Here is a 1,231-nt window from a genome sequence, read left to right on the forward strand (position 1 = left end):
TGACGGGACCCCGTTGATCGGTCCACCGTGAGTGTGAGTCGGTTATCGGTGGATGCAGGCAGCAGCGTATCCCGAGGGGGTTTGATAGCCCAGGGCTGAGTGCCTGCGGTAGTGGTTGTAGTCGTCCTTCCAGTCGCTGATCACGACGCGGGCTTGGGTCAGCGACCAGAAGTTGTTGATGTTGAGGCATTCGTCGCGCAGTCGGCCGTTGAACGATTCGACGTAGCCGTTGCGCCAGGGCTGTCCGGGTGGGATGAACGCCAGGCCGACGCGTTCACCGGCCCAGTCCCGCATCGCCTGGCATGCCAGTTCCGGGCCGTTGTCGCTGCGCAACGCGGCCGGGTATCCGCGGCCGGTGGCGATGCGGTCGAGTTCTTCGATGAGCCGGTCGGCGGTGATGGAGCGTTCGACCAGCCCGCCTAGGCATTCGCGGGTGTGCTCATCGACGATGGACACGATCTTGACCGGACGGCCGTCGTCGGTGGCGTCGAACTGGAAATCGACTGCCCACACTCGATTCGGTGCGTCCGCGGTCACCGCCGTGACCGTCGAGTCACCGATTCGTTTACGGCGCCGTCGCTGCGGCACCCGTAACCCTTCCTGCCGCCACAGACGTTGAATCTTCTTGTGATTCACCGTCCAGCCCTCGCCGCGGGCGTCGTGGTAGGCGCGACGGAACCCTTGACGGGGGTGGTTGCGTGCCCAGTCACGCAACCATGCCCGCAACGGGGCATCCCGATCCGTGGGCTGCTGCGCGCCCGCAGGACGGCGTTGGGTACTGCGATGCTGCCCGGTCACCCGGCAGGCGAACCGTTCGCTGACGCCCATAAGCCGCATCAGATGCGCTACAGCCGCCCGCCGGCGTTCCGGGTCTAGAAGTTTCCCTTGGCGATCTCCTTCAATGCCGCCTTCTCCAACTCCGCTTCGGCCAAAAGCCTTTTGAGTGTGGTGTTCTCGCGTTCGAGGTCTTTCAACCGTTTGGCGTCGTCGGCCTTCAGTCCGCCGAATTGGTTACGCCACCGGTAGTAGGTGGCTTCGGTGATCTGCAACGCCCGGCACACATCCGCGACGTCCTTGCCCTCGCCGAGCAGCCGATCGGCCTCGGTCAACTTGCGCACGACCTGCTCAGGGGTGTGCCTCTTCCTCGTGGTCATCGCCATCGAGCCTTCCCGCCCACAACATGGGCCGCAAGACCCACACAGCCCATGGACCGACCTCACGGGGTCAGGTC

At 64.7% G+C, this 1,231-nt stretch carries 1 protein-coding gene; it reads right to left on the reverse strand.

What is annotated here, in order from left to right:
• Positions 1–42: 42 nt before the first annotated feature.
• Positions 43–1,154 (reverse strand): IS3 family transposase gene (locus tag ACRWNM_RS36515; protein ID WP_431972731.1). Its coding sequence is split into 2 segments (ribosomal slippage): positions 43–887 and positions 887–1,154, totalling 1,113 coding nucleotides; the frame shifts between segments, so codons are not numbered across the junction.
• Between the last annotated feature and the right edge of the window lie 77 nt (positions 1,155–1,231).

Source organism: Nocardia sp. bgisy134, assembly GCF_965341865.1.
Classification (GTDB): domain Bacteria; phylum Actinomycetota; class Actinomycetes; order Mycobacteriales; family Mycobacteriaceae; genus Nocardia.